The sequence below is a fragment of the Acidiphilium sp. 20-67-58 genome (assembly GCF_002255515.1).
GTDB lineage: Bacteria > Pseudomonadota > Alphaproteobacteria > Acetobacterales > Acetobacteraceae > Acidiphilium.
Genome location: NZ_NCAS01000060.1, coordinates 1 through 8,968, shown reverse-complemented (window position 1 = coordinate 8,968; position 8,968 = coordinate 1). Strand labels below are relative to the sequence as shown.

Below are 8,968 nucleotides of genomic sequence, written 5' to 3'. Positions count from 1 at the left end.
CGAAGGCGTCAGATTCAACGACGGCGTCGCACAATCCGACGCCACCCAGAGCCGCGCCGCCTGATCACGCCGCGTCACCCAAATTCCGCCATAGCTCGACCTTCCCGAGCCATTGCCGCACCGCCCGGGCGATGAACTCAGGACCATTATCCGACCGTATATGCGCCGGCGGCCCTCTGGTGACGAACAGTTCTGCCAAAGCGCCCAGCACATCCTCGCTCCTGAGCCGTCGCGCGACCGGCAGGGCCAGGCACTCCCGGCTGGCCTCGTCGATGATCGACAGGATCCGGAACTTGCGGCCGTCGTGGGTCCGTCCTTCCACAAAATCGTAGGACCACACATGGCCGGGATACTCAGGCCGCAGCCGGATACACGATCCATCATTGAGCCAGAGGCGTGAGCGCTTCGGCTGCCTTTGTGGCACCTTGAGACCCTCGCGCCGCCAGATCCGCTCGACCCGCTTGCGGTTCACATGCCATCCCGCATCCCGCAGCAAGGCCGTCACCCGCCGATAACCGTAACGACCATATTGCCGGGCCAGGGCGATGATGTCCCCGGTCAGGGCGGCCTCGTCATCCGCCCCGCGTGGCACCTTGCGCTGCGTCGATCGGTGCTGTCCGAGCACGCGGCACACCCGCCGCTCGGAGACAGACATCGTTCCCCTGATGTGATCGATACAGCGCCGGCGCCGCGCGGGGCTCAGAAGTTTCCCCGTGTCGCCTCCGTCAGGATCGCCTTGTCCAGCGACAGATCGGCCACCAGGCGCTTCAGCCGGGCGTTCTCCCGCTCCAGTTCCTTCATCCGCCGCGCCTGGTCCATCTTCAGGCCGCCATACTCCTTGCGCCACCGATAATAGCTCTGCTCGGTGACGCCGATCCGACGGCACGCATCCGCAACCGTCCCGCCCTGCGCCAGAACAATCTCAGCCTCGCGCAACTTGCCGATGATCTCTTCCGGCTTGTGGTTCCTCGCCATCACAGTCCTCCTACAGGCCAAACCCTAAAACAGATCCCGGACCACTCAGAAGGGGGCAGATCAGTGTAGAGCCTCGCTATTTCTGTACCTCGGCCCACCGCGCAACCTGATCCTCAGCTATGGCCGCCGAGTCTCGGGAACCGAGATAAGGTTTGATCACTACCGGAGCAAAATCCAAGTCATGCGCAATTGTGCAAAATCCTAAAATTGATACAGGACCACTCAGAAGGGGGCAGATCACTTATCTGCCAGCTCCAGCCATCCGTGATCGACCCAGAACACCGCCACGCCCTGCAGCGGATGCCGCGGGTATAGTCCGGCCAACAGTCCGGCATAGCTGGAAAGCTGTGGCCAATAGGGGCCAAGCCCATCACCAACGCCGCCGGATTTATGGTCGATCAGCATTGCGCCTGCCGGGCCGATGGCGAGAAGGTCGAGGGTGCCGGTGATCTCTGCACCCTCAGGCGTGTGGCCAAGCACCGGGATCTCGGCGCGCAGATCGGTATAGCCCTGATCGGCAAGCCAGGCTTTCAGCGCCGTGGCGCGCTCGGCCACCAGCGCAAGAGTGACGTCTTCAAGCCCGGTCGCGAGAGCCAAAGCCGGGGCCAGATCGGGCCGGGTCAGGTATGTGCGCAGCGCAAGATGCAGTGCTGTGCCGCGGTAGGCATCGTTCAGTACTTTTGGCCACGGTGCTCCGATGTTGATACGGCGGGACACGGGCGCCGCCCCCGCGCTACGGGTTTGCGAGGGCAGCAGCCGCCAGGGCGTCAGCGGTGTCACGGGCAACGGCGCAGCAGCACCGAAGCGCAGCGCTGAGGCTGCCGCACCACATGCGTATTCGGTAAATCCCGCCTCTTCAGGCAGTTGCGTGATCAGCGCAGGGCAATCCACGCCATTGATGCGCAGGCTGCCCGCCCCGATCTGCGGCGCACAGGTATCTAAAAGAATATGAAACAGGTTCGTAGCCTCGGGCGCGTCTTCTTCGCGGTCCTTCAGAAAACCCGGCCATTCCAGCAACATCCGGTCACGGGCACGGGTCAGGGCGACATAAAGAAGGTTTTTCGCTTTGATTTCAAAATCGGCGCGGCAGTCTTCGATGAAACGGCGGGTCGCCTCGGGCGCGGCAAAGCCGGGCGTGTGGATCAGGCTCGCGGACCCCAGCACCACCGCCATATCGTCGATGCGGTCCAGGGCATCGAAACGGGTCGCAGTGGCCCCCGCACGTTCCTCGATGCCATAGTCGAACTCGGCGACGACAGTGATCGGCCATTCCCGCCCTTTGGAGGCGTGCCAGGTGACGATCTCCACCGCCTCGGCGCTGTTGGCGGAAGGATCGGGATGACGGTCGAAATCGCGTTCGCCCCCACGGGCGTCGAGCCAGCCGAGAAAGACCTTGGCAGTCTCGCCGTGGAACCCCGAGGCGGATTTGAGATCGCGATGCGCGGCTTCGAACTCACCCGCCTCAGCCTCTAGCCGCAAAAGATCGGCGCGGGATTGGGCGGCGTCAGGCTGACGTTCGGCCCAGAGGCGCAGGCCGGCGGCATCCAACACCAGATCAAGGGCCGCACCCACCGGCAGGCGGGCCAAAAGGTTCGACAGAGCGGCGAGCCGCATCAGCACCGGATCATCCACCAACCGCCCTTCGATCTGGGCGGATAGCGCCTCCTGCAAGGGAAGCGGGTCCGGGCCAAGCGTGCGCAAGAGCAGCCCGGCATGGATATCCGCAGGATTGGCGGCAAAGGCCAGCGCGGCACGGGCGGCAACAATCACCGGGCTTTTCCCCCAGCCATCCTCGGCAATCCGCACCGGAACGCCGCGCGCGTGCAATTCCTCGGCATATCGGGCGGCGGTGGTGTGGCGGCAGACCAAGAGCGCGATATCCGAAGGCCGCGCCGGCCGGGCCGCCTTCGTGTGGCGGTCGGTGATGGTCTCAGTATCAGTCAGGATACGGGCGATGCGCTCGGCGATGTGTTCTGGGGGCTGCGAATACTTTTGTGAGCGCCGTCCCTGCGTAGCGTTCAGCACCTCGATCGCGGGACCTGCGACCGCGTCGCGGGTCGGCGCCAGCGGGTTATAGTCCTGCCCAAAGAGGCCAGCCCCCATCGCATTGACGAATTGCATGATGGCTGGGGTCGAGCGCCAGTTGCGGTCCAAAGGCTGGGTGGCATCGGGGTTTGCCGCCGCCAGCGCTGTGGACAGGCGGGGATCGGCGCCCTGAAACCCCATGATCGACTGTTTGACATCGCCCACCAGCAGTGTGCGCGGCGCGTGCTGGCCCAACTGCCACAAAAGCGCGAATTGCACAGGGTTGGTATCCTGGAATTCGTCGATGATGACGCAGTCGATCTCGTCCAGCACCGCTTGCCGCACGGCGAGGTCGGTGCGAAGCAGATGCTCAGCCCCGGTGATCATATCAGCAAAGTCGATCAAGCCGAGCGCCTTCTTTCGGGTCTCATAGGCCGCCATCACCTCTTGCGCGCAGGCGATCAGGCAGGACAGGTGCAGCTTAGCATCGGCCAGCGGGCCGGGATGGCAAGGCAGCACATCCGCCGCCGCCATGATCGCCGTGGCAAGGTCGTCATATCCCGCAGGCGTCTTGCTGGAGCGGTTAGAGATGAACAGGCTGCGCAGATCGTTCCAGACCTGCCAATCCCGATCCAGAAGATCGGGCGCGCGAACAACACGTTTGAAAAGCGCGAGGTTTTTCTCCAGCTTCTCGACATTGGTTTTGGCGGTGATTCCGGCCATGCCTCCCTCGGGAAAGGCTGCGATCATGACCTGCACGGCCGTCTGCAACGCGGTGGTCGCGGCGATAGGGTCATCCAGAACCGGCCCGTAAACCGCATCCAGCCGCGTCAGTGCCGGAGCAATCAGGCCAGCGTCACGCCCCTTGTCCCCAAGGCCGCGCAAGAGGTCGATCATCGATAGCACCCGGGCGCGCAAACTGTCTTCGACCGTCTCGCCCTTCACGAAGTTCGGGGCGTAACCGAACCGCTCGGGCGCGGCCTTTATCGGGTCTAGCGCCTTGGCATGTGCCAGTGCCTGACGGATCAGCAGATCCCGCTCGGCATCGCCCAGATGGCGCGGCTGCGGCGAGGCGCCAGCCGCCAGAGCATGTTCGGTCAAAAGCCGCAGGCCCAATCCATGTATGGTCGAGACATAGGCGCGCTCGACCGCCATCGCCTCGGCGACCAGTCCATCGGCCAGAAGGCCGGCACGGATCCTTTCGCGCAACTCGCCAGCCGCAGCCTCGGTAAAGGTGACGGCAAGGATACGTTCGGGCCGGACAATGCCGCGTTTCACCCAATCGGACAGCTGGGTCTTGATGCGGTGGGTCTTGCCCGCGCCGGCACCCGCGGGAACGATGACCAGACCTTGAACTGCATTAAAGGGGGCCATGGTCATTCCTCCTCGAGCGTGCGGATGAAGGCGTTGACCAGGGCCGAGCCATCGGTCAGCGCATAGGGGGTGAAGCCGGCTTCTTTCTTGAAGAAGGCCGCATCCTCAGAGGTGTTCAGCACGACCCGTCCTGCACCAAGTTCAGCCAAGCGTTCTGCCAGCTTGGCTACTGCCCCGGCATTCACCGCATCGCCCATGTCGCGGGCGGGCGAGCCCTCGGGCAAGACCAGACCCGAGGTCAGCAGCCCGCCATCATTCATTAGGTGATAGGCGACCGCCACCTTGCGGCCGATCAGCGGGTCCATGCCGTCACCCTCGCGCCGCATGGGCCGCGCTATCATATTGGCGTAAAGCCCAGCCTGCAGATCCCAGCCCGCCTCCATCCGCTGCCGTCGGCCTTTGGTGCCGCTTTTCTTGTGATCGATGATCAAGAGCGTACCATCAGGCAGTTCAAGGATCGCGTCGGCCTTGCCATGCAGATTGATGCCATGCGCCTCACCGGCCAGCCAGATTTCATTGCCGATGATCTTGGCATTGAGCGCCAGCAAGTGGTCGCGCCAGCGCAGGGCCGCCGTCATGATCTCACGCTCCAAACCGCGGCGCTCCATCTCCCATGACGGGCTGCGCAGATAGCCCGCGTGACGGGTGAGCGCGCGGTCATAGGCCTCGGGGATCAGTTCTTCCAGCGCCTCGGTTTCCGGGAACGGCTGATCCTTCAGGAAGACATGCTCAAAGACATCATGGGCGATATTGCCCCTTGCCATCACGTCGAGTTCTTCGGTCGACCAAGACATATCCTCGGCCCCGACCTCAGCCAGAAGCCAGGCGAGCGGGCTGACAAGCAGCGTCTCGAGCCGCGAGGGCGATTGCAGTTTGGCGGTGCCGTCATCGCGCCGACGAAGGGACAGAAGGTCATGCCCTGGGAAAACAAGCTCCTCAGGTAATTCCGCAGGTTCCGGCACCGGTATGAGATGGTGATACGGAATCGGCCATTCCGCGGGGTTCTGACGCGACAGATCGGTGATCAGATCGCTGGCATCGTCAACGCCCGCCACCGCCCGCGCCACCAGCGACAACCCGGTCGAAGGTTGCAAGCGCCCGCCCGCCAGATCGCGCCATGGGATGAGGAAGGTGACGCTGCCGGAAACCGCCTGAAGCTGTTGATCAAGTAACGCGAGGCTTTGCGCTAGCCCCTCGGCCCGACCGCGAAGGTGAACGCCGGTTCCCGCGTGTATCGCAGCGATCTCGCTGTCAAGAAACAGCGGATTGGCACGCGGGCGAGTAGGGTAAAGCCCGTCGGTGAAATCGCTGACGATCAGATGGCGGCATGGGCGCCACGGGCTTTCATGCGCGGACCAAAGGCTGACGCCTTCAAGATTGCGGACGGGGTCCGCAACCATGGGCGGCGCGATCTGAATGCCACGCAGGATTATCTCCCAATCCGGCGTGCCTTCGCCGGGGGGGACAGTCAGCCGCGCGCGGACCTGATCGCCTTTTCCGATTCGCTCGCAGATCCGGTCCAGCAGGAATCGCAGCTGCGGCAAGCTGCCGGCAGAGGCGCGGATATCGTCCCACAGTTCCTTATGTGCGGGCGTGTCCGTGAGGATGGCGCCTCGGAAATCGCCACCCATGAGGGTTTCGGCAAGATCGCGCCCGGTCTGTGCCGCCCAGGGCATCAAGGGAGAAAGCGCGAGGCTCGCCAAGACCATAGCCGGAGTTGGCGGTCGCTTGGCCAGCGCCAGATGTAGCGCGGTCTCGCCAATGACATCTCGCTCGGGTAATTGGCCCGGAAGGCCCGAGAGCTGCACTCCCTGGGCTGAGAAAGCGCGCGCGATTTGGCGTAGATCATCGCCCGACAGCACGGCGATTTCACGGGCCGAAACGCCAGACTCAATCAGCGCCCGGGCTTGGGCGGCGGCGAAATCGGCGCAGGCGGCGGGATCGCGCAGACCATAGAACGCGAGGCTGTCATCCAGAACCCCGGCCTCGATATCCTGCGCTGAAACACCGCCCTGCAGCGCGTGCAGGCGGCTGCCGATTGCGGCCCGGGGCGTATAAGCGCTTGCGGGAACAGTGCCGAACTCGTCCCGCAACCGGGCAAAAAGCGCCTGCAGCGCCGCAGGAGCTAGAGGATCCAGCGAACCTTCAACCACCGGCAACGAGCCCAGGAACGACCCATGCGGCAGGGCCAGCACATGGGAAATCGGTGCCAGCCCCTCTGGCAGCGCATCACCCAACCTTTGCCACAACGCGACCAGCGCCAAGAGATGCCGCTTGGCGCGGCTGTCTGGCAGGTGATCGACGTTCGGCACCTTCAGATCCGGCGTGGCCAGCACAAGATCCGTCAGCGCGGCGGTCACCGCCGAGATCGTCTCGATAGGCGCATTGGCAAGACTGTCGGCCCAGACCGGGTCAGGCGCCTCGGCAATGGCACGCCCCGGCGCCCATTCGGCAGGAATGGGGGCAAGGGACAGTTCGGCAAGACCGGTATCGGTTAAGCGGTATTGGAGGCCGGAGCGCGGATCAATGACGAGGAAGGGGTAGTGCATGAATGGCCTGCAATCTGCTGATAAGGAAAACTGTAATGAACCGCGCCGGGAATTCCGGAGGCCATTTTGTTTGACTCAGGCGACCATAGCCAGCTCGTTCAGTTGTTCATAGTACCTCGCCTCGGCCTCAGCGGGAGGAATATTGCCAATGGGCTCGAGGAGGCGGCGGTTGTTGAACTGATCTGCCCCCTTCTGAGTGGTCCGGGATCTGTTTTGGATTTTGCCTGAAGGAGGACTGGGATGGCGAGGACTCACAAGCCGGAAGAGATCATCGGCAAGTTGCGTGAGGCTGAGATTGTTCTGGCGCAGGGCGGGACGGTTGCTGATGCATGCCGACGGATCGGCGTCACCGAGCAGAGCTATTATCTCTATGGACGGCTCTCCCTCCCCACCGGCAGGCTGTGCCGTTGTTGAACCTGGAGGAGAGCGACCATGACGATTGATGTTCTGGGGATTGATCTGGCGAAGAACGTGTTTCAGCTGCACGGGGTCGACCGGAAGGGGCATCCTGTCTTCAGGCGCCGGGTCATGCGTGACCAGTTGTTGTCGGTGCTGGCCGGTATTGAGCCCTGCACGATCGCGATCGAGGCGTGTACCGGTGCCTTCTGCTGGGCGAGGAAGTTTGAAGCGCTCGGGCACAAGGTGAAGATCGTCAGCCCGCAATACGTGAAGCCGTTCGTCCGTCGGCAGAAGAACGACAACAATGATGCGGAGGCGATCTGCACGGCGGTTCGCCAACCGCATATTCCGCTGGTGCCGAAGAAGACAGTCGAGCAGCAGGATGTCCAGGCCCTGCATCGGGCGCGCCAGCGCATGGTGAACCACCGCACTGCTGTGGTCAGCCAGATCCGCGGACTCCTGCTTGATCGCGGCATCGCCTTCGGCAAGTCCATCACCCGCGCGCGGCGAATGATTCCGGAGATATTGGCCAATCCGGACAATGAACTGACGGCGATGGCCCGGGAGGCAATCGGCGAACTCTGGGACCTGTTTTGCGACCTCGACCGACGTATTGCCATTTTCGACGCGAAGATCGCAGCCGTGTTCAAGAGCAGCGCAGTTTGCCAGCGTATCGCCCGCATCAAGGGCGTCGGCCCCAAGACCGCCACCGCGATCGTCGCCGCCGTCGGTGATGGCGCTGAATTCAAGAACGGCCGTCATATGGCCGCTTGGCTCGGGTTGGTCCCGCGCCAGCATTCGAGCGGCGATCGGCAGATCATGATGGGCATCTCCAAGCGTGGGAGCCAGCACTTGCGCAGCCTGCTCGTTCACGGCGCACGCGCGGTGGTTCGAACTGCCGGGACAAGGAATGATCCCATGAACCAATGGGTCACCCAGCTTCAGGAGCGGCGGGGCTTCAACCGGGCAACGGTTGCGGTCGCCAATAAGAATGCACGGATCATCTGGGCCGTGCTGCGAACGGGCGAACCGTACCGCCCGGCCGCCTGAAGGTTGGACTACAGTTTGCGGGTAGACGGAGAAATGGGCTGCACTGATCGAACCGGCGCGTGACGAACCTGACTATTATCGAGGCTTCCGAAGCCTACCAGCTGTAGAGGTGCGCGCGTGCGGATTTGCCATTTGGGCGCTCCGGCCAAGGCCGGCTGACGCCGGATAGATGTTTGCAACTGATCACGCAGGATCATTCAAAATCTACTTGCAACGGGAGAGCCGTCCATAGAGATAATAGCTCTGCTGGGTGACGCCGATCCGACGGCACGCATCCGCAACCGTCCCGCCCTGCGCCAGAACAATCTCAGCCTCACGCAGCTTGCCGATAATCTCTTCCGGCTTGTGGTTCCTCGCCTTCACAGTCCTCCTACAGGCCAAATCCTAAATCAGATCCCGGACCACTCAGAAGGGGGCAGATCATCCGCATGCGCACCCGAGAAGGTATGGCCGTGGCCCGCGCCAAGGGGAAGTTGCGCGGCAAGCAGCCCAAACTCTCCGACCGCCAGTCCCGAGAACTCCGCCGCATGTATGACACCGGCGACTATTCCGTCAGCGACCTGGCCGAGGTCTTCTCGGTCTCCCGGCCGACCGTC

General features: G+C 63.3%; 3 protein-coding genes and 4 pseudogenes. 3 read left to right on the top strand and 4 right to left on the bottom strand.

The window, feature by feature from the left end; genetic code table 11:
• Positions 1–97: 97 nt before the first annotated feature.
• The 3 genes and pseudogenes from B7Z76_RS15130 to B7Z76_RS15120 all read right to left on the bottom strand — a co-directional run.
• Positions 98–978, bottom strand: a pseudogene (locus B7Z76_RS15130) (IS3 family transposase); the annotation flags it as partial.
• 234 nt (positions 979–1,212) lie between these two features.
• A complete protein-coding gene (locus tag B7Z76_RS15125; protein ID WP_291345000.1) occupies positions 1,213–4,380 on the bottom strand; it encodes an exodeoxyribonuclease V subunit beta in 3,168 nt (1,055 codons plus the stop codon).
• Positions 4,377–6,923, bottom strand: coding sequence for a PD-(D/E)XK nuclease family protein (locus B7Z76_RS15120; RefSeq protein ID WP_291344998.1), 2,547 nt, complete (start codon positions 6,921–6,923; stop codon positions 4,377–4,379). The genes B7Z76_RS15125 and B7Z76_RS15120 overlap by 4 nt, the downstream gene beginning before the upstream one ends.
• 240 nt (positions 6,924–7,163) lie before the next feature.
• On the opposite strand from B7Z76_RS15120, the pseudogene B7Z76_RS15115 reads away from it, so the two are divergent.
• Together B7Z76_RS15115 and B7Z76_RS15110 are read left to right on the top strand one after the other, a co-directional pair.
• Positions 7,164–7,289: pseudogene (locus B7Z76_RS15115) on the top strand (IS3 family transposase); the annotation flags it as partial.
• A gap of 66 nt (positions 7,290–7,355) precedes the next feature.
• Positions 7,356–8,372 (top strand): IS110 family transposase, encoded by a 1,017-nt coding sequence (locus B7Z76_RS15110; protein ID WP_011930569.1) that lies wholly within the window; start codon positions 7,356–7,358, stop codon positions 8,370–8,372.
• Between the two features lie 234 nt (positions 8,373–8,606).
• On the opposite strand, the pseudogene B7Z76_RS15105 reads toward B7Z76_RS15110, so the two are convergent.
• Positions 8,607–8,735: pseudogene (locus B7Z76_RS15105) on the bottom strand (IS3 family transposase); the annotation flags it as partial.
• Positions 8,736–8,791: 56 nt separating this feature from the next.
• Here B7Z76_RS15105 and B7Z76_RS15100 point away from each other — a divergent pair.
• A pseudogene (locus B7Z76_RS15100) lies at positions 8,792–8,968 on the top strand (helix-turn-helix domain-containing protein); the annotation flags it as partial.